Origin of the sequence: Nocardiopsis rhodophaea (assembly GCF_039530945.1) — a bacterium.
Classification (GTDB): domain Bacteria; phylum Actinomycetota; class Actinomycetes; order Streptosporangiales; family Streptosporangiaceae; genus Nocardiopsis_C; species Nocardiopsis_C rhodophaea.
This window is the reverse complement of record NZ_BAAAPC010000001.1, coordinates 1-18,908: the sequence shown is the minus strand read 5'-3', so window position 1 is coordinate 18,908 and position 18,908 is coordinate 1. Positions and strand designations below refer to the sequence as shown.

14 protein-coding genes and 1 pseudogene are annotated in these 18,908 nt (G+C 65.5%); 4 read left to right on the top strand and 11 right to left on the bottom strand.

What is annotated here, in order from left to right; genetic code table 11:
* Positions 1-2 precede the first annotated feature (2 nt).
* From ABD259_RS00075 to cseB, 5 genes are all read right to left on the bottom strand, one after another.
* Entirely contained in the window at positions 3-509 is a 507-nt protein-coding gene (locus tag ABD259_RS00075) for a hypothetical protein (RefSeq protein WP_344159175.1), read from the bottom strand.
* 741 nt (positions 510-1,250) lie between these two features.
* Positions 1,251-3,818, bottom strand: coding sequence for an ABC transporter permease (locus tag ABD259_RS00070; RefSeq protein WP_344159172.1), 2,568 nt, complete (start codon positions 3,816-3,818; stop codon positions 1,251-1,253).
* 105 nt (positions 3,819-3,923) lie between these two features.
* Positions 3,924-4,709 (bottom strand): ABC transporter ATP-binding protein, encoded by a 786-nt coding sequence (locus ABD259_RS00065; RefSeq protein WP_425573469.1) that lies wholly within the window; start codon positions 4,707-4,709, stop codon positions 3,924-3,926.
* A gap of 149 nt (positions 4,710-4,858) precedes the next feature.
* Positions 4,859-6,097 carry a HAMP domain-containing sensor histidine kinase gene (locus ABD259_RS00060; protein ID WP_344159170.1) on the bottom strand — a complete coding sequence of 413 codons (1,239 nt, stop codon included), beginning with the start codon at positions 6,095-6,097 and terminating at the stop codon, positions 4,859-4,861.
* A 38-nt stretch (positions 6,098-6,135) separates the two neighbouring features.
* Complete coding sequence (gene cseB, locus ABD259_RS00055) at positions 6,136-6,876, bottom strand: two-component system response regulator CseB (RefSeq protein WP_344159167.1); 741 nt, start codon at positions 6,874-6,876, stop codon at positions 6,136-6,138.
* Positions 6,877-8,097: 1,221 nt separating this feature from the next.
* On the opposite strand from cseB, the gene ABD259_RS00050 reads away from it, so the two are divergent.
* Positions 8,098-8,682 (top strand): hypothetical protein, encoded by a 585-nt coding sequence (locus ABD259_RS00050; protein ID WP_344159165.1) that lies wholly within the window; start codon positions 8,098-8,100, stop codon positions 8,680-8,682.
* 49 nt (positions 8,683-8,731) lie between these two features.
* Entirely contained in the window at positions 8,732-9,553 is an 822-nt protein-coding gene (locus tag ABD259_RS00045; RefSeq protein WP_344159163.1) for a pentapeptide repeat-containing protein, read from the top strand.
* 171 nt (positions 9,554-9,724) lie between these two features.
* Here ABD259_RS00045 and ABD259_RS00040 read toward each other — a convergent pair whose 3' ends face one another.
* Both ABD259_RS00040 and ABD259_RS00035 read right to left on the bottom strand, forming a co-directional pair.
* On the bottom strand, positions 9,725-11,293 hold the full coding sequence (locus tag ABD259_RS00040; RefSeq protein ID WP_344159160.1) for a BCCT family transporter: 1,569 nt from the start codon (positions 11,291-11,293) through the stop codon (positions 9,725-9,727).
* Positions 11,294-11,946: 653 nt separating this feature from the next.
* Complete coding sequence (locus tag ABD259_RS00035) at positions 11,947-12,909, bottom strand: DMT family transporter (RefSeq protein WP_344159157.1); 963 nt, start codon at positions 12,907-12,909, stop codon at positions 11,947-11,949.
* A gap of 82 nt (positions 12,910-12,991) precedes the next feature.
* Between ABD259_RS00035 and ABD259_RS00030 the strand changes: the two genes are divergently transcribed.
* Positions 12,992-13,600, top strand: a complete 609-nt coding sequence (locus ABD259_RS00030) for a TetR/AcrR family transcriptional regulator (protein WP_344159154.1) — start codon at positions 12,992-12,994, stop codon at positions 13,598-13,600.
* A 330-nt stretch (positions 13,601-13,930) separates the two neighbouring features.
* Here ABD259_RS00030 and ABD259_RS00025 read toward each other — a convergent pair whose 3' ends face one another.
* From ABD259_RS00025 to ABD259_RS00010, 4 genes are all read right to left on the bottom strand, one after another.
* Positions 13,931-14,938, bottom strand: a complete 1,008-nt coding sequence (locus tag ABD259_RS00025) for a homoserine dehydrogenase (protein WP_344159151.1) — start codon at positions 14,936-14,938, stop codon at positions 13,931-13,933.
* An 85-nt stretch (positions 14,939-15,023) separates the two neighbouring features.
* Entirely contained in the window at positions 15,024-15,692 is a 669-nt protein-coding gene (locus tag ABD259_RS00020) for an HAD family hydrolase (RefSeq protein ID WP_344159148.1), read from the bottom strand.
* Between the two features lie 16 nt (positions 15,693-15,708).
* A complete protein-coding gene (locus ABD259_RS00015; protein ID WP_344159146.1) occupies positions 15,709-16,734 on the bottom strand; it encodes a class I SAM-dependent methyltransferase in 1,026 nt (341 codons plus the stop codon).
* Positions 16,735-16,853: 119 nt separating this feature from the next.
* Positions 16,854-17,798 (bottom strand): hypothetical protein, encoded by a 945-nt coding sequence (locus ABD259_RS00010; protein ID WP_344159143.1) that lies wholly within the window; start codon positions 17,796-17,798, stop codon positions 16,854-16,856.
* Between the two features lie 343 nt (positions 17,799-18,141).
* Between ABD259_RS00010 and ABD259_RS00005 the strand changes: the two are divergent.
* Positions 18,142-18,908: pseudogene (locus ABD259_RS00005) on the top strand (IS701 family transposase); the annotation flags it as partial.

The window sequence follows — 18,908 nt, the reverse complement described above, 5'->3', positions numbered from 1 at the left end:
GCTCAGTGCTCGTGGGGGAGAAGAGCGAGCTCCCCGACGATGGAGTCGGCGATCAGCCGCGCCTTCTCAGCACTGACACCGGCATCGACAGAACGCTGGTGGGCGAGCTCCCGCACGGCGGTGAGCTGGTCCGGTGTGAGGGATACGGGCTGCTCCCCATCCTGCTGGTCCGTGGGCTGTGTGGGCTCCTCGGACTCGCGCTTCCACACCGTCAGACGCTTCCACCAGCTTGCGGTGGTCCGCTCCACGGCCTGCCCCGCCGCCTCGCCCGACCTTTGCGCCAGGTAGTCCACGGAGTATCCGGCGGCGATGAGCGCGGCGTGACTGACGAGGGTAACCGCTTCGTCCACACCGAAATCAAGCATGCGGTCGGCATTCTTGTGCCGTCGGGACTGCTTGCGGTGGGTGAAGTAGGCGTCGGACGTGACATCGAAGAGGGGGAGCTCATCTGGGGCCGCACGTTCAACGGCTGCCCGGGCGAGCGCGATGTGCAACTGCGAGTACTCCACCCCAACCCTTTCGGTTCGGCGCGTACCTCCGGCCGCCTGAGATTATCGGCTGGCCTGTCGGCGGTTCCAGAGGAATGCCGAATGTGGCCACGGTGCGCTACTGGCCTTCCGCAGAGCATGGGGAGTCGCGTGGTGCGGGTCGCCGTACGGTCGAGGACGTGGACAGCGGTGAGGTAAGACGCGATTGGACGTACCCCAGCCCCGGCCACCTCACCTTCGCGGATGCTGAGTGCTCCGCCGCCCTCCGGGCCATCAAGACCGGCCGGCTCGATGGCTGACCATGCAGGTGTGGGGATGATCTGCCCCCGTCCCACGCCCCACCTTCATCCTTCGGCATGGCCGAATTTGGTCGCTCCCCTGACCCCTGCGACACGTGGGTTACTGTCACGGCAGAGCACCCGAAGTCGGCTGGCGGAGCCGATGGATGGTCAGCGAGTCGTTAGCGCCGATGCTGCCAAGACGCAGGCGCTGTGGGAGTCTTCCGGGCGGCCGGAGTGCACGCGGTTCGGTATCACCATTACTGCGGACGGCCAGCGGGTGCGGCTTGGTGACCCCGCCAACCTCATTCATGCAGGATGCCCCTGAAGACCAAGGGTGAGCTGCGCGCAGGAATCCGAACTCATCCTCCGGCCGGAAGCTTGTCCGCGGGAGCCCCCGATGTCCCGGGCATCAGGCAGTCATGGCGGGACATCGGGGGCGTTCCTTTGGGCGAGGTGGTGGCGCGGCCGTCCGGGCCGTGCGTCACGCCTCCGCGACGGCTTCCAGGGGTTTCAGGGCGGCTGCTCGGCGGGCCGGGACAGCGGCCGCGACCGCGCCGACCGTGAGCGAGGCCAGGCAGACGAGGAGCAGCGTTCCCCAGGGCAGCGCCAGGGAGTACTGCGGGATGGCGCCGCCGGCCAGCGGGCCGACCGCCCAGGCGCCGAAGAGTCCGCCTGCCAGGCCGAGGAGGGTGCCGAAGGCGGCGACGGTCACCGCCTCCAGGAGGATCATCCGCCGGATGCTGGCTCGGCCCATGCCGATGGCGCGCAGGACGCCGATCTCGCGGGTGCGTTCCGAGACCGACATGGCCAGGGTGTTCACAATGCCGAGCGAGCTGATCACGACGCCGATGGCGAGCAGCCCGTACATCAGGGTCAGCAGGTTGCTCATCGCGCCGGCGGCCTCGCGGACGAGTTCCCCCCGGTCCTGCACCTTCAGCAGCGGGTTGTTGCCCACGGCGGTGCGGAGCCGGTCCTCGGTGGTCTTCGAGATCGAGCCGTTGTCGGTGCGGACGAGGATCCGCTGGACGGACCCGGGCTGGAAACTGTTCTCCTGTACCTCACCGCGGGCGCCGAGCGCGTCGTTGGCGACGGGATTGTCCTCGTAGACGCCGACGACGGTGTACTGCGTGAAGTCCTGGCCGCGGCCCATGCGGGCGTTGAGCTTGCCGCCCACGCTCACGCCGTGTTCCCGGGCGATGGTGCTGGAGACAGCGATCCGGCCCGGCCCGAGGTCGTCCAGGGAGCCGCTGGTGAAATCGAGCTTCATGGCGGCGTCCACGGAGTCGGGGTCGACGCCGGAGATCTGCCGCACGTGGCCGCCGATGAACAGGGTGGAGTCCGCGACAGCGGCAGCGGTCCGCACCCCGGAGGCATCGGCCACCCGCTCCACCGCGTCCGGGTCGATGGCGGTCGTGGGGGTGCGGGTGCTGATCACGTAGTCGGCGTCGAGGCCAGCCGCGGCCTGGTGGTCGAGAGCCTGCCCGGCGGAGTTTCCGATGACGGCGAGCCCGGCGACCAGCGCTGTGCTGATCATCAGGGTGGCGGCGGTGGCCGCGGTGCGCCGTGGGTCGCGCAGCGCGTTCTCCCGCGCAAGATGTCCGGTGATTCCGAAGCGTCCGGTCAGGCGTCCGGCCAGCCGGATCATGGGGGCGGCGAGAAGCGGCGCCAGCGTGACCATGGCGGCGGCGAGGACAGCGCAGCCGAACATCGCGTTCTGCAGATTCTCCACCGACGCGTCCTCCGCCCCCCGGAGCGCCACCAGCACGCCGGCGCCGAGGACGAGGAGGACACCACCCACCGCGGCACGAACGCGCGAGCGAGTGGCGATGGGCGGCTGCTCGGCCGAGCGCATCGCCTCGATGGGCGCGACCTTCGCCGCCTTGCGGGACGGCAGCCACGCGGCGAGCACGGTGACACCCACGCCCACGCCGAGTGCCGCCGCGATGGGCCGCGGGCCGATCACCAGCGGGCCGTTGGGCAGCGTGTCCCCGCTGGTGCTCAGGACGTCAGGCAGTATCCAGGCGATGCCGAGGCCAAGCAGGAAACCGGCGCCCGATGCGGCGAGGCCGAGCAGGAAGGCCTCCAGCAGGACGGAGAGGACCACCTGGCGGCGGGAGCTGCCGATCGCCCGCAGCAGGGCGATCTCGCGTCTGCGCCGCGTCACGAGCATGGTGAAGGTGTTGACGATGAGGAACGAGCCGATAAAGAGCGCGACCCCGGAGAAGACCAGCGGCAGCTTGGTGTAGCCCCGGGTCAGGGTGTCGACGTAGGTGGCCTGCTGGGCGGCCTGGGCCGCGCCGGTCGTGGCTTCGGCCTGGTCGGCCGGGAGCACGTCGGTGACCCGGTCGGCGAGCTCGGACTCGCTGGTGCTGGGTGCGGCGGACAGGTCGATCCCGGTGTAGTGGCCCGGCGACGCGAACAGCCGCTGGGCGGTCGCCTTGTCGAAAAGGGCGAGGGTGCCGCCGGCGGTCACCCGGGTGTCCTTGGTGGTGACGATGCCGACGAGCCGCTTGGTCATGACCGGGCCGTCGGTGGCCAGCGTGACCGTGTCGCCGATGCTCAAGCGGCCAGCGGCGGCGGTACCGCGGTCCACGGCGAGTTCATCGCCGTTCCGCGGCGCGCGGCCCTCGACCAGCGGATAGCGGGTGTCCTTGCCGTCCTCAGCCGGTACGTAGGCGGCGGCCAGATTCCCCCAGGCCTTGTCGGCCCGGAGCGGAGTACCGTCCGCCGCGTTCAGGACAGCCGAACCGTCGACCGAAGGATGCACGGCTGCGACACCGGGTACGTCGGCCAGCTTCTTTACGAGTGCGTCGTCGAGGCCGGTGGTGGGTTGTTGGTCCGCGGCGGCCCCTGGTGCGGGGGTCTTCGGGGTCACGGTGACCGCGACGTCCGCGAAGGTCTTTGACGCGGCGGCGCGGTAGGCCGCGGCGGAGGAGTCCGCGAAGACAAGGGTGCCGCAGACGAACGCGACACCCAGACAGACCGCGAGGAAGGTCATGACCAAACGGGCCTTGTGCGCGAGGACGTTGCGCAGGGCTGTTCTCAGCATTGGGTGGCTTTCGGGGACGTGAAGGTACAGGGAAGCGCGACGCGGTCGCGTGGCGCCTGGGAGCCGGGCCCGTCGGATGCGAGCGGGGCGCCGGTCCGGTGCGGCTCAGCTGGTGCGGGAGCGGCGGGTGTCGACGGCCTTCATCAGGTCGAGGACCCGGTCCGGGGTGGGGTGCGCCATCTCGTCGACCAGACGGCCGTCGTCGAGGAAGACCACGCGGTCGGCGTAGCCGGCGGCGACGGGGTCGTGGGTGACCATGACCACGGTCTGGCCGAGTTCGCGCACCGAGTCGCGCAGGAAGCCGAGGACCTCGGCCCCGGAGCGGGAGTCGAGGTTGCCGGTGGGCTCGTCGCCGAAGATGATCCCGGGGCGGGAGGCCAGGGCGCGGGCCACGGCGACGCGCTGCTGCTGCCCTCCGGACAGCTGCGCGGGCCGGTGGTCGAGGCGCCCGGAGAGGCCGACCATGGAGACCACGCGGTCCAGCCACTGCTGATCGGGCTTGCGTCCGGCGATGGTCAGCGGCAGCGTGATGTTCTCCAGCGCGGTCAGCGTCGGCAGCAGGTTGAACGCCTGGAAGATGAACCCGATACGGTCGCGGCGCAGCGCGGTGAGCTGCCGGTCGTTGAGCCTGCTCAGTTCGGTGGTGCCGACGCGCACGGAGCCGGAGCTGGGCGAGTCGAGACCGGCGGCGCAGTGCATCAGGGTGGACTTTCCGGAGCCGGAGGGGCCCATGATGGCGGTGAACTCGCCCGCCCGGAAGGCGATGCTGACCTGGTCCAGGGCGGTGACACGGGTGTCTCCGCCGCCGTAGACCTTCGACAGGTCGGTGGTGTCGGCCGCGATGCCGGTCGTCGGGTGCGACGCGTGCTGGGCAAGGGGTCCGGCGGTCACAGGGAACTCCTCTTCGGGTGTGCAACGGTGCACTCCGAAGAGTCTCCGAGGAATGTATCGGGGCCTGGGCCGACGTGTATCGGCCTCCGCGCCGCTTCGTAGCAGTTCTGTAGGGGCGGGGGCGGGTGGTTCTCGATAGGGGCGGGCGCTCAGTCCGGCAGGTGCAGGGTGGCGACGGCACCGCCCTCCGGGGCGTTGTCCAGGCGCAGTTCGGCGCCGAGGAGGCGGGCCTGGCCCTGGGCGATGGTCAGGCCCAGGCCGTGGCCCGAGCCGCGCTCCGTCGCGCCCGTGCGGAAGCGGCTGGGGCCGTCGCGCAGCAGCTCCGGCGGGAAGCCGGGGCCGTGGTCGCGCACGACGACGGTACGGCCCTCGACGGTGACTCGCACCGGAGTGCCCCCGTGCCGGTGGGCGTTGACGACGAGGTTGCTGACGATCCGTTCGAGGCGGCGCGGGTCGGTCTCCACGGTCGGCGCGGTCGTGGCTGTATCCGCGTGCGCCGCGTCGATGACGGCGACCTCGGTGTCGAGGCCGGTGCGCGCCACGGCCTCGGAGACGACCGAGTCGAGCGGGACATGGGCGCGGACCGCCTGTTCGGCACCGGCGTCCAGCCGGGAGATCTCCAGCAGGTCCTCCACCAGGCCGCGCAGGTCGCGCACCCGGGCCCGGAGCAGATCCTCCGTCTCACCGGGCGGCAGCAGGTCGGCGGCGGCCAGCAGACCGCCGACGGGTGTGCGCAGCTCGTGGGCCACGTCCGCGGTGAACTGGCGCTCGGTGCGCAGCCGTTGGGCGAGACTGTCGGCCATGAGGTCGACGGTGGCGGCGATGTCGGCTACCTCGTCGCCGCCCTTGGTGGGCCCGGTCCGGGCATCCAGGTCCCCGGCGGAGATCCGGCCCGCCGTCTCGGAGACCCGCCGCAGTCGGCGGGCGAGCAGCCCGGCCCCGTAGACCGCCAGGGGCGTGGCCGCCGCGAGTGTGACCAGTGAGGCCACCGCCATGATCACATCGAGGCGGTGGAGCCCGTAGAGCTCCGGGCTCATGTTGACCTGGACAGCGAGCACCGGACTGTCCGGGTCGCCGACCCGCTGGGCGGCCCAGACGCTCGGCCCCAGGTTCCCGTCAACGCGCCCGTCGTAGGCCGTGTGCCGGTCGTCATCGGCCGGATGGCGCAGTTCGGCGGGCAGCGCGGCCGGATCGAGCTCGGCACCCTCCGCCAGCGTTCCGGTGCGCCGGTAGGTGTCCATGGCCGAATACAAGGTGTTGGAGGCCTGTGCTTCAGCCCGGCTCCGGATGTCCTGCGCGGTCCACACGTGCACCAGCACGCCCACCGCCGCCACGACCAGACACGCCGTGGCCGCGGCCAGCGCGGCGATCTTCCACCGCAGGGACACGCGGGCCAACCGAGGCCGATCAAACGCGCGCATCGGCCTCAGCGCCTGAACTTGTAGCCGAAGCCGCGGACCGTCTCGATCCGATCCCGGCCCAGCTTCTTGCGGAGTCGCTGCACACACAGGTCCACGACCCGGCTGTCGCCGTCCCAGCCGTAGTCCCAGACGTCGCGCAGCAGGGTGTGCCGCTCCAGCACGATGCCCGGGTGGGCGACGAACTCCAGCAGCAGCTTCAGTTCGGTCGGGGTCAGCGCCACGGGGCTGCCGGAGACGGACACCTCCAGGCCGCCGGTATCGATGGTCAGGTCCCCGAAGACCAGTACCTCTCCCTGGGACGGTGGCGACCCGTCGCCGGTGGCCGCCCCGGGTGCTGGGGCAGGCGCGTAGGTCGCCCGCCGCAGCAGCGAGCGGATGCGCGCCAGGAGCACGAACGTGTCCACGGGTTTCACGACGTAGTCGTCCGCTCCGGCCTCCAGGCCGGCGACGACGTCGAGCCCGTCGCCGCGCGCGGACATCATCAGGACCGGCACCAGGCTGGCCTCCCGGACCCTGCGGCACAGGCCGATCCCGTCCAGACCGGGCAGCATCACGTCCAGGATCAGCAGGTCGAAGCTCTCGTCGCGGAAAAGCTCCAGCCCCGCCAGCCCGTCGGCCGCGGCCGTGACCTGGTACCCGTAGCGCTCAAGGGCGACGGCGAAGGACCGGCGCATCAGGTCGTCGTCCTCCACCAGCAGCACACGAACAGGCCGCTGAGAGGACGGGGCCGGTGCGGATGAGGACACGGAAGGATGACTCCTCGTCGGGCGGTCGTGGGACACAGGTCGGTGTGCGTTCACACGCAGACGGTGACCTGAAAGGAACCATATGGCAGGCATCGGACGTGGCAACCGCGTCGCGCAGTGGGCACGCGCCACGCCCCTCACCGTACTTCCATCCGTGAATGACCAGTTCATGCGGGGTGTGGGACGCTTCGGTGGGCAGCCGGGTCCACGACACTCCAGCTCCCTGTCGTCCCTTCGCACGGCACCGTGCGCGGATTCGATGGACAACCAAGCGCCCCCTGATACCCGCCCGATACAAAACATATGCCGGGCGGCGTGTCACGCTGCCCACCCCGAGGTGTGGGGGTCGGCGTTCGCCTCGCCCCACACCTCGCTCTGCTAAGTCACCACTGCCACCGGCAACCATCGTCACTCCGGAAGCTCCCAGAACGGCCACACCAGATCGCCACGCCACCCAACGCGATCCATCGATGCCGTAGGTGAGTCTGTGGCCGGTGACCTCCGCCGAGCAGGCCCATCCCGAGACAAGCCATGCGGCCGGTGGCCTCGTGGTGCAGCATGACTTTGTGATGTTTCAGTCGGCGTCTCCAGAAGTGGCTGTTGCGGGCGCGGGTCTGGTGGTGCCGACGGAGGGTGGAATGTCCGCTGCTCCCAGCGCCCCCGCCCCCGCAGCGGCTCTGCGCATCTCGCCTGGCCCGGCGCGGGGGTCGGCGTCTCCTACGTCACCGACCGGCTCATCGCGGTCGGCCCCGATGACAAACGCGCCGGGTCGCTCCTGAAGGCCCTCGCGGCCAAGCTCAACGACGAGGCGTCGGGATGACCGGTCGCCGAGGCTCAGCCCCCAAGGACCACCCGCAGCAGGCAGAAAAAATCGACGACCGTGGAGAACGGTGCCTCCGTCTTCGCAACGACAGCGACCATGCCCCCTGGGCCACTCGCCCGGACGCTGGAGGAGCGGGGCCATAACGCGCTGTACTTCGCCGAGCACACGCATCTTCCGGTCACCGAGCAGACCGCGGCGCTCCCCCACGCGTTCCGCGGCACCTGCGGCCCGTTCGTCGCGTCCACAGCCGCCGCGGCCGCGACGCACCGTCTGCGGGTGGGAGCTGCCCGCCGCGGGCCGCGGTGTCGTCGAGCGTGCCCTCGACAGCTACGAGCGCGCGATCGCCGAGTGGCGGGGTGAGGCTGTTCCCGAGTTGTAAGTCGTAGGTTCACCCACGGTTGTGCCATGGCCTGACCAGGACCAAGCTCGCGCCATCGGAACGCACCGCCGATGAACAGGCGGAGCTGGGATGGCGGGGACGGCGGCGCGCGACCGCCCAGGACCCGCCGCCGCGCGCCCGTATCGTGCTGGCCCGCGCACAGACCGGCACGGACGGCCGCGCCCCGTCTCCCCAGCCGCACATCGCCCGCGAGGTGGACGCGCACGTGGAGTACGAGTTCCTCGATCCCGCTATCGCCGCCGTCGGCGTGACCGACGCCGACGCCGACGCCGAGCGTCCGGGCCTGGACTGCGACTGCCGCGTTCGCGGCCTGGAGGACGTGCCGCGATCGACGACCGCGACACCCGCCACGTGCCCAGGCCGTCCCTCCGCGCCGCCTGAGGTCGACGCCCCGTGGATCCCCGCGCACAACGACCGGTGTCGTCACGCCGACCGCCCGTCTCGCCCACATCCTCGACAGCGGGGCTGCCGCGGATCTGTCGACACCGGGGGCATGGCCTGGACGCGGCTCGCGCCTCGGTGTCCGCTCCCCAATGACGTGGCCGGGACTCCGGTCAGTGCGAGACAATGCACTGTTGTCTAGAGCACGGCGGGGGAAGCGGTGCTCGTCGAGTAACAGGAGTACGCGCGCGTTGTCACCGAGTCACGTAGGTACCGGCCGTCCCAGCCTGCGGGCTGACTGTGAGAACTGCTTCGGGCTGTGCTGTGTGGCGCTGCCCTTCGCCGCTTCGGCTGATTTCGCCGTCGACAAGGCCGCCGGGCAGCCGTGCTCGAACCTGCGGACGGATTTCCGATGCGGCATCCACGCGAACCTGCGGGAGAAGGGCTTCTCCGGCTGCACCGTCTTTGACTGCTTCGGGGCAGGGCAGAAGGTCTCGCAGGTCACCTATGGCGGAGAGGACTGGCGGGCGGCACCGCAGAACGCGCGGCAGATGTTCGACGTGTTTCCCGTCATGCGTCTGCTGCACGAGCTGCTCTGGTACCTGACCGAAGCGCTGGAGCTGCCGCAGACGCGTCCGATCCAGGAAGAGCTGCGCCGCATGCTCGACGAGACCGAGCGCCTCACACGGGGCAGCGCCTACGAGCTCGTCGAGGTGGACGTGGAAGCGCACCGCGGGGAGGTCAATCAGCTGCTGTCGCGTACTAGTGAACTGGTCAGGGCCGAGGTCCCCGGCAAGAAGAAGAACCACCGGGGCGCCGACCTCATGGGGGCGAAGCTCAAGGGCGCCAACCTGCGGGGTGCCAATCTGCGTGGGGCCCTCCTTATCGCGGCCGACCTCCGCGAGGCCGATCTGCGGTCCGCCGACCTCATCGGCGTTGACTTCCGCGACGCCGACCTGCGCGGTGCCGATCTCACCGGCAGCATCTTTTTGACCCAGCCCAAAGTTAACGCGGCCAAGGGCGACGCCGCGACCAAACTGCCCTCTGCCCTCGTACGGCCCGCGCACTGGTAGACGCCGGAGGGCGTGGCACGGGGACGAGGGCGGTGACGGCACTGGGATGAAGGCCGTCACCGCACTCATCGTGATGGGGGTGTGGGTCAGTGCTGGGACTCCTGGTCTGCGAGGCCGGGCGGGGGCCACGGGACGTGTCGGCAGACGGGGGCGGGGGCCGCTCCTCGTAAATCAGTCGGGAACCGGGGCCCTACGGCCATCCATGTGTGCGGCTGGGACCGCAACGAGTCGGGCGGGCGGGGAAGCTCCTTCGGTGCGGAGGGCCCGAACGAGGCAGTAGGCCATCAGGATCAGTACCACGGCGAACGGCAGGCCGGTGCTGAGCGATGCGGTCTGGAGAGCGGCCAGACCGCCCACGAGCAGCAGGATCGCGGCCACAACGCCCTCGCTCACAGCCCAGAAGATCCGCCGCCAGATCGGCGCGTCGTCCCGGCCACCGGAGGTGATGATGTCGACGACGTAGGAAGCCGAGTCCGATGAGGTGACGAAGAACAGCGCGATGACCGCCAAGGCCAGCACCGACAACGCCGTGGTGAAGGGCAGGTGTTCCAGCAGGACGAACAGGCTTGTAGCGCTGTCCTCGTTCACGGCCGCCGCGATGTCCGCGGCCCCACCGCGCTGCAGGTCGAGAGCGGCAGCGCCGAAGCCCGAGAACCAGACGACCGTCACCCCGGCGGGCACCAGCAGCGTCCCGGCGATGAATTCCCGAACGGTTCGCCCACGGGAGATGCGCGCGATGAACAGGCCGGCGAACGGCGACCATGAGACCCACCAACCCCAGTAGAAGAGCGTTGATCCCGCCTGCCAGCTCTCCCCGGTGGCGTACGCCTCGGCGTAGAAGGTGGTCCCAACGATGTTCTGCAGGTAGTACCCGGCGTTCTGGACCGTGGCGTTGAGGAACGTGATGGTGGGGCCCATCACGACGACGAACAGGAACAGGAGCAGGGTCAGCCCCACCGTGATCAGGCTCAGACGGCGGATGCCACGGTGAATCCCCAGGACCACGGAGGTGGTGGAGGCCGACGTGATGACGGCGATAATGACGATCTGGTTGGTGATCGACGAAGGAACCCTGGCCACGAAGTCCAGCCCGGCGTTGATCTGCGCCGCACCGAGGCCGAGCGAGGTGGCCAGCCCGAACAGCGTGCCGAAGACGGCGAGGACGTCGATCACCTTGCCCGGCGCTCCGCGCACGCGCTCGCCGAGGAGCGGGTAGAGGGCGGAGCTGACGGTTAGGGGCAGCCCCTTGCGGTAGCCGAAGTAGGCGATGGACAGGCCCACCACGATGTACAGCGCCCACGGGTGCAGGGCCCAGTGGAAGATTGCGAGGTTCATGGCGTCCTGCGCCGCCTGGCGCGTCTCCGCCTGCCCGAGCGGAGGGTCGGCGTAGATGCCGATCGGCTCGGCCACCCCGTAGAAGACCAGGCCGATGCCGAGTCCCGCGCTGTACAGCATGGACAGCCAGGCCAGAGTGCTGTAATCGGGACGCGAACCGTCGGGGCCGAGCCGGACCCTGCCGTGCCGACTCACCAGGAGGTAGACGGCGAACAGGGGGAACACCCCGACCACGAGGATGTAGAACCAGCCGAAGTTGCCGACGATCGCCGCTTGGACGGCATTGGCAACAGCAGTCGTGCGCTCGGTGAACAGGGCGCCCATAAGGACAAATAGCAGTACGAGCGCGGCAGATCCCCAGAAGATCCCCCGGCTGTTATGCGCCGCCCCCGTTGTGCCGGACATCGTTAACGCCATTCCCTTTCCGTGTGCCAGTGAGTGATCCGAATGCCGCAGCGCCGGCCGCGTGCATGGAAGTACGATTCCGCTCTCCTCTGACGCGAGCCGGCGCAGATCGATATCAGGAGTGAGCTACGGTGCGCGGCGGTGACCTGAGGGAGTGCCCCGGCCAGGAGCAGGGGCCTGGGCACGTCCCCCAGGAGCCTCACCGAAGCGCATCACGGTCAAACCGCGCTCCATTTCGCGGTTGAAATCCACCACGGCGGTGAACAACGACCAAAGTAGGCGCCTCAGAGTGATCATCGACTCTCCCAGCGGTGGAATGGATATACAGCCAGGACGGTTAACGTGGCGACAGAGTAACCACACAGGTCTGTATAGTCAAGATGCCAGGTCATTGAGGAAGGGACTGCTGAACACATCCGAGAAGCTCAGAGGAGGGATAGGGTGCGCCCTGAATGGAGCAGCGCGCACGGTCGTTCGGGCCGCCTCCCAACCCGTCACGAGGAGAAGAGTTTCATCGAGGCGGAGGCGATGACCTGCCGAGGAGTGTCAAGGTGCACAACAAAGCGCGATGGTAGGACACGAGTGATCGTCTACACGGATGCACGGCCGGGGGCAATGTCCCCAGAAAATGTGCCGCACCGAGCGGAAAGGTTCTACGTTCTTGATTTTTCCGTCTCAGGCATACTCTGTTGATCCGGTCTTGACTGGCGAGCTGCTGGCTTCTTGCTCGCCAACGGCGTCCGTACATCCTCGCGCGCAAGATAAACAGCCCCAAGGCAGATCGCCATACCAACAACAGTCGTTGTCGTGATCGGGTCTCCGAACCACCAACTCGCCCAAAGGGCAGTGGTCGGCGGCGTCAGATAGATGAGGCTCCCCACCCGCGCAACGCTCGTTCGACGGAGGTTCCACCAGTACAGCCCGTAGCCGCCGATGGTGGAGAACACGATACCGAACGCGATAGCTTTCCAAAAATCAATGTCTTGTGGAACCGTGAGTTGGTCGGCAAAAGCGGCTAGAATTGTGAAGGACACAGCGCTGACGGAGCACTGGATGAGAAGGCAGTCAAGAAGATTGGTATCGGATCTCGCTTTCTTTCCGAGGAAAGTGGCAATCGAAAGTGAAATCATTCCGATGAATGGAATGAAATAGATCCATAGCGGCGCCCCCTCGCTTAGCTGAAAGTCACCGCTGATGACTATGGCGACACCCGCGAAGCCTATGGTCAGGCCCACCCATTGGCGACGTGTCACCCTCTCGAACAGCAATGTTGCCACGAGGGCCGTGGCGAAGAGTGGTTGTAGGGCGTCGATCAACGACGTCGTTCCGCTCGAGACGCCTAACTCGACAGCGCCGAAGACGCTCCACAGGTAAACGGTCTGCGCAAGGAATCCAATTCCAGCCTGTGTGAGTACCTGCCGTGCGGGGATCCGAACTCGGCGGAAGAGAAGCCACCAGGCAAGCAGACCTACAGTGACCAGGTCGAATCGCCACATGAGGACCGTGAGGGTGTTGGCGGTGTCCGTGCCGAGCTGTGCTCCGATGAATCCGGAGCTCCACATGATGACCAGGCCGACGGCACCTGCGCCTTCCACGAGTTTCGTATGTCGCGGCACTCTCACTCCTCTAACGAAGTATACGGACCGGTATAGTTACTCCAAGCTAGACTAAACATACAAGTAGAGGTATCGTCAAGGTATGAAGTCTGAAGAAGCACGTGGGCGTGCGGCCTACTCAGCAACAAAAAGTCATTCACTGACCCCAGCGGCGGCCAGAGTGCTTGAGACGGCATCTGACTTGTTCTACACACACGGGATACGAGCTGTGGGTGTAGATACCATCGCAGAGCGTGCTGGAGTCACCAAGAAGACGCTCTACGATCGATTTGGCTCCAAAGAGGAGCTGGTTGCCGAATATCTCAGGACGCGCGACCAGCGCTGGCGTCGATTCCTCACCAGCTACGTCGAGGAAAGTGAGGACGACCCGAAAGCTCGGGTTCTCGCCGTATTCGAAGCGCTCGGACAGTGGATGGAGAAGGAGAACCCACGGGGCTGCGGATTCGTCAACGCATTCGTAGAGTTGACAGACCACCGGCATCCGGGTAGAGAAGTTGCAAGAGCTCAGAAGAAATGGCTTCTAGAATACTTCAGAGAACTCCTCGAGGCCTGCGACACACCCAACCCAGACGACGTCGCGGAGAAGCTGCTCATCATTCACGAGGGCGCGACCATCACGAACTCCATGGGTAGCGCACAGGAATCCGCCCGGAAATCTCGGGATATCGCCGAGGTGCTCATCACAGGTTAGTTCCCCGGTGGATAGGGATTCTTGAACGTCCGTGCTTCCGGGGTTCTCTCGTCACATCTGAGGAGTATCTACTTCGAAAAGAACGAGGTCGATGACCTGGGTGAAGCCCCGGACGGGACCACCCGGCCGGAGCTACTCCTCGCGTTAAGCCGATCCGTAGGCTCTGTGAGCAGTTGAAGAACCGCCGATTCGGAGGCGGACTTTTGTGGTTTGTGGATTCAAAGTGCGCTCGGGAGCCTGAGTACAGGGCGATCTGAAGAAATCTCGGCTGAGGGCAGTCTGCTGCCCAAAACTTCCGGTTCTCTCCACGCACGATTGGGTATTCTTCGCTCAGGCGTACGTGTTACGGATGACGGTGAATAGATCTCCGAGGATCGCGCTGGCAGTCGGTTGTCCGCCTGCACCGGGGCCACACAACAGCAGGTTTCCGGCAAGCGCGGCCTCGATTTCGATACCGTTTGTCGCCCCAGATACGGTGGCGAGTGGGTGGGACCTAGGGATCGCAGTAGGTCGGACGTCTATTTCTAGAGGAACGTTATCGTCGTCGTGGGTCGGACGCTGGCAGCTGGCGATGAGCTTGATAACATGGCCTCTATCCCGGGCCGAACGGATGTCAGTGATCGATACGTTGGTGATCCCTTCGCAGTTTATCGCTGCCCTGTCCACCACGGTATCAAAGCTGAGACTGGCGAGGATAGCTGCTTTATCCGCTGTATCGATGCCCTTGACGTCTCGGGCGTAGTCAGCTTCGGCGTATCCGAGGTCAATGGCCTCCTGGAGAGCTGCGTCGAATGGCTGATCGTGTATGTCCATAGCTGTCAGAATGTAGTTGCAGGTACCGTTGAGAATACCAGTGAAGTTGGAGATCCGGTCACCTGACAGAGATTGTCGAAGCGGTGTCACGAGCGGAATGGCTCCCGCTACGGCAGCCTCGTACCGAAAGTCACTGTGCCCAGCCGCGGCAGACTTGTGTAGCTGAGACCAGTACGAGGCAACGAGCTCCTTGTTCGCTGTCACAACAGGGCGCCCTGACTCCAGGGCGGAGCTGACCACGGGGTAAGCAGGGTCCAGACCCCCCATCGCTTCGATCACAACGTCGACATCTGCACGCGTTGCGAGACTGTACGGATCCGTGGTGAGTAGGGATCGAGGTACTTCTGGGTGGCGTGAAGGCTCGCCTACCGCTACACCGGCAAGCTGTACCGCGACGCCGGATCTTGCTCGGAGTTCCTCATGGCGCTCGGTGATGCATTGCGCTACCTCCTTTCCTACCGTTCCGTTTCCCAACAAGGCGACGTTGATGACTCGGGATGGGCTATCGGTGGTGAACCAGGGCATCGGAAAAGCTTTCCTTGAGCACGATGTTCGTAAACGGCTACCAACCATGGCCCTGCCCTACCAGTGAGGACAGGCAGGGACAGATTCAGCGAACGTCCGGATCGAGAAAGATGCGATATCCGTTGTGCTGCTGTGTCACGCGGACCTCACCAAGGGCGAAAACAGTGCCGCATACTTGTTTGGGTTGTGCGGATGTGAGAGCTTCCCCGACGCCAACGCACCGCATGAGAGCCGCATTGGCCGAAAGCACACCGTTAATAGAGTCCTCGAAGACCACGCAGTGCTCGGTTCGAGCGCCGAGCTGGAATGCCGCCAGTTCGTAGGGTTTCGGCGATGGTTTGCCAGTGTCGACATCATCTGCGCTGACGAGAACCCGCGGTACCGGCAGACCTGCCTGGGTGATGCGGGCTTCCGCGACGTCCCGCACACTGGACGTAACGATGGCCCATCGGTTCGGTGGAAGCATGGCGAGTAGATCGTGTGCCCCCGGTAGGGCCCGCACCAGATGGGCAGTGCGAACTTCTTCGTTGCGCAACTCTTGGGAGTGGGCGACGACCGACTCGGGCGCTAGGTCCATTTTCGAGAGGAAATCGATCGTACGCCCGCCCTGGAGGTTTCCGCTGATCACGTCGATATCGAAGCCATGCCGTATGGCCCATCTGGTGTAGATCTGATGGATGATCTCAGAGGAATCGACTACGACCCCGTCCATATCGAACAGGAACGCCTGAATATTGTCTAGAAGGACGGACATCCGACTCGTCTGCTGTTCAGTCGAGGTAGATAGTCGCGGTGAATGAATGTCCGACCCCCAGGCCACGCTGGCTTCGCTGTTCCAAAGCGACGAGCTGTTTTCCGAGCGCGAGGTTGCGGGCTTTAAGTTCATCCTCGTCTACTTGGCCAGATGTCTCGTTTGCCCTCGTGATGCGTTCATTCCACGATGATGCGAACGACGCGAAGAATGTTTGGACCTCTGGGGGGCAATCTTCCTGTGGGGGTGTGAAGTACAAATTGTCCAAATCGACATCTGTCCGGCCGGAGAGAAGCTGGTTGATGTAGTTCCTATATGGAGGGAGGGTATTATTAAAAGTTCCGGTGGACGTGTGCCGGCCTGTCATGATGGAACGGTCATGGAAGTCGACCCGGGCGGGTTTGGTGCCACTCTGCTGAGAGGCTCCGTCGATGAGATCACTCAATGTGTCTCGTGAATAGAAGGACATCGGAGCGTGCACGACATCCTCGGCGCTGTTCATGAAACTCATTGAGTAGTCCCACTGAGCATATGGCCACTGCTTGACCCATTCAATGGAGTACCGGCCGAGAACATCGACGACAAGAGCGGTGCGAAGACTGGACCGCCGAGTCTTGATGAACAGATTCGCCAAGAGATCCTGCGCCTCACGGGGCGTCAGGTGCGACCAGGGTACGCCGAATGATAGGTAAAGGTCGTAGTCATCGAAGTCGGCGCGTCCACAGTCGCGCATGTCTCCGACGGAGAATGTAGAGGCGCGCACATTGGTGTTGAGTGCCCTGGCCGCGTTAATCATGGACGGATCGGAATCCAGGCCGTGATAAAAGATGTTGTACAGTGATCTCAGTTCAATCTCGCCATCCGAGGTGTTGCTGAGAAGGGCGAGGCCGTCCCCGGTCCCGCAGCCCATATCGATCATGCGGATCGTGCCGCCAATGGGGCGATGCAGGTTGTCGATGACATCGCGTAGAATGCGCCGAGTGAACGGCTCCTCGGCTTGTACCTTGATCGGATCACGGCGGCCGCTCGACAGATAATGATCCACTGCGCTGGAATAGTCCTGAATATCACTCGTACCATGAGTTACGGATGACATGAGATATAACTCCGCTTGTGTGGATTATATGTGTTACTTCCGGTGAGGCATACTGCACCCGAGACGGGTCAGTTGATGTCATTCCATGTGATTACCGGACTTCCCGACCGCAGGGCGTAGTCGCGGAACGGATTGTGGGTCGGCCACTTGAGGCGAAGCCAGTTCGGGATGGTGTGAATGATTCCGTCATCGGCTGCGATATGCGAGAACGTGTTGGGGTCGCGTTGCACGAACGCTGGACTCATCATCGATAGCGTGAGCACCATCCGGCTACCGCTTTCGACGGGGCTGACACCGTGGTATATGTGAGCTCCACGTGCGAAGATTCCGTCGCCGAGGCGCTCCAGTGGAGCTACTTTCACTCGATCCTCGCGCGAAGTTGAGTTATCGAATTCATCCTGCCGACCGAAGTAGTAGCCGAACTGACCACCGGTGAACTCACTCGGGTCGGTCATGAGAATCGTGAAGACGTACTCCATGCCATCGACATGCCATTTGCCGATCTCCTTGGATGGTCCGGACTCCGGACTGTAGTAATTGATCTGTACAGCCGCATCGCGGACGACATGAGGAAGCAGGGGGACGCCGGCAATCTTGGACATCCTCACCAGCAACTGCCTGTCACGCAGCATGTTGTAAAGGAAGGGGGATATCAGATCGCCGCCCCTGGTTCGGCGGGAGATGATGAAGTCGCTCTCGACTGCGTGCTTCTCCAGATGCTTGCAGACTCTGGAGAGAAGTCGGCTTCCCTCCTCCGTGAAAAGCCGGATTGGGGTGACGACTGCGGTGTCGTCGAGCCTGCCGTCATGTCGCGCAAGGTCGGATTCTGGATACCCGAAGTCTTGCATAGTGATCCGCTCGGGGATGGGATCGTCGGCGACATAGGCGGAAGTCCAGATGGGGTGATTACCCTCGAGAGCGCGCTTGTGCCTAAATCGCTTGCGCTGGTTGAAGGTCGCCTTGATCGGATTCAGGCCAGTGGAAAACTTGGGAATGCTGTTCGTCTTAATCAAGATAATCACACTCCAAGTGGGTTTCGCCCGGAAATTAAGAATCCCCCATGAATGATCTTGAAAGAATATATACACACCTGTCTGGGTGCGTCAAGGTTCGATCACCTGCAGTGATGCGTATGACCAGCAATTTTAATTGTTGGGGATTAGTACTCCAGTTGGACTTCCGGTTTGACGCGCAATGATCGCGTTCTGGGGGCGCAGCAGTACTCAATCGTGCTGATCTGGTCATCCGCCGGACACGCCAACGGCCACCGCCCGATCATCGATGGTTGTGAAGACAACGAAAAAGCAGGCGGTGGCCGCAGCCACCACCCTAGCGGCCCAGCGCTGGCCGCACCTGCTGAACGAGCTCACCGCCACCGTCATCGGCCCGAATCTGGCACGGCCCGAGACCCGCACCACCGCCCGCGACGTGCTCGCCGCCCTGCTCGGCCCGCTCACCCGTAAGAACTGCTGGACCCCGGCCGAGCACGCCGGACACCCCGCCCCCTACCGGATACAGCACCTGCTCAACTGGGCCCGCCTGGACGTGACCGCTGTGGCGGCCTGCCTGCGCGGCTACGTCATCAGGTGCCTGGGCAGCGACGACGTGGTCCTGGTCGCCGACGAGACCGGCGACGCCAAGAAGGGCGCCCACACCGTCGGAGTCGCCCGCCAGTACACCGGCACCAGCGGAAAGATCGACAACTGCCAGGTGGCGGTCTACCTCGCCTACACCACCCCTGACGCCCACGCCCTGATCGACCGCCGCCTCTACCTGCCCCGGTCATGGACCAAAGACTCCCAGCGGCTGCGGTCGGCGGGGGTGCCCGCCGATGTCGGCTTCTCCACCAAGCCCGAGCTGGCCACACAGATGATCGCCGCCGCCCTGGAGCACGCCCCCGGCGCGTGGGTGGCCGGCGACGAGGTCTATGGCCGCGACCCCGACCTGCGCGCCTACCTGGAGGAACACCGCACGGGGTAGGTGATGGCGGTCTCGGCCGCCGACCGGCTCACCACCCCGTGCGGGCCGGTCATGATGAAGGAGCTGGCCACGCTGCTTCCTGGGCGGGCGTGGCAGAAGCGCTCGGCCGGGGCCGGTGCCAAGGGGCAGCGCTACTACGAGTG

Excerpts from the sequence above, each read along its gene's own strand:
- ABD259_RS00070 (WP_344159172.1), bottom strand. The coding sequence starts at position 3,818 with ATGCTGAGAACAGCCCTGCGCAACGTCCTCGCGCACAAGGCCCGTTTG.
- ABD259_RS00040 (WP_344159160.1), bottom strand. The coding sequence starts at position 11,293 with ATGTCCGGCACAACGGGGGCGGCGCATAACAGCCGGGGGATCTTCTGG.
- ABD259_RS00030 (WP_344159154.1), top strand. The coding sequence starts at position 12,992 with ATGAAGTCTGAAGAAGCACGTGGGCGTGCGGCCTACTCAGCAACAAAA.
- ABD259_RS00025 (WP_344159151.1), bottom strand. The coding sequence starts at position 14,938 with ATGCCCTGGTTCACCACCGATAGCCCATCCCGAGTCATCAACGTCGCC.
- ABD259_RS00020 (WP_344159148.1), bottom strand. The coding sequence starts at position 15,692 with ATGTCCGTCCTTCTAGACAATATTCAGGCGTTCCTGTTCGATATGGAC.